1 protein-coding gene is annotated in these 1,036 nt (G+C 49.0%); it reads right to left on the bottom strand.

Going from position 1 to position 1,036, the window contains the following annotated elements; translation table 11 throughout:
• On the bottom strand, positions 1-1,036 hold a 1,036-nt coding region (gene ptsP, locus V7M78_RS21605; protein WP_333653137.1), incomplete at both ends, for a phosphoenolpyruvate--protein phosphotransferase.

The raw sequence follows: 1,036 nt of genomic DNA, 5'->3' as shown, positions 1-1,036 counted from the left end.
TCCTTGCGTCCGCATTCGATCACGTGGCGGATGCTTCTTAATACTGCCGGATTGAGAGGAGAATAGAGATAAGATACCTTGTCATTTCCTCTGTCAACAGCCATGGTGTACTGGGTTAAGTCATTGGTTCCGATGCTGAAGAAATCCACTTCCCTGGCAAACACATCTGCCATTAAGGAAGCAGCAGCCGTTTCCACCATAATTCCTACCTGAATGTCTTTTTTATAAGGAATTCCCTTTGCATCCAGTTCTTTTTTAAGCTCTTCCACAAGAGCCTTGGCCTCCCGGTACTCCTCCAGACAGGTTACCATGGGAACCATAATCCGGATATTTCCAAAAGCACTTGCCATTAAAAGAGCGCGAAGCTGAGGCTTGTACACATCTTCTTTCCGGTCTAAGCAGAACCGGATGGCCCGGTATCCCAGGAATGGATTCTCATCCTTTTCCAGACCCATGTAAGGAATTTCTTTATCCCCGCCGATGTCCAGGGTACGGATAATAACAGGCTTGCCATTCATGGCGGAAGCCACCTTGCGGTATGCTTCATACTGCTCTGCCTCCGTAGGCATGGAATTGCGGTCCATAAATAAGAATTCTGTCCGGAACAGGCCTACGCCCTCTCCGTCGTACTGAAGAACCTTCTCCACATCTGCAGGCTTGCCGATATTGGCAACCAGCTCAATGTGAACTCCGTCTTTTGTGACAGTGGGCTTGCCGATATATTCTTCCAGTTCTTTCTTTTCTTTTATAAACGCTTCTCTCTTTGCAGCATACTCCTCTTTTACAGCCTGCCGGGGATTTACAATGACAATTCCCTCAGAACCGTCAAGGACGATGTCCTCTCCCTCTGTCACCTTGTTCAGAACCCCTTCCAAAGCCACAACGGCCGGAATTTCAAGGGCTCTTGCAAGAATGGCGCTGTGAGAAGTCTTTCCGCCCAGTTCCGTCACGATTCCCGTCACCTTGGCGGGATCAATTCCGGCAGTCATGGAAGGAGTCAAATCCTTTGCCACGATTACGCTTCCCTCAGGAAGGG

It is taken from the genome of Lacrimispora sp. (assembly GCF_036758025.1).
Lineage (GTDB): Bacteria > Bacillota > Clostridia > Lachnospirales > Lachnospiraceae > Lacrimispora.
This window is presented reverse-complemented; position numbering and strand designations above follow the sequence as displayed.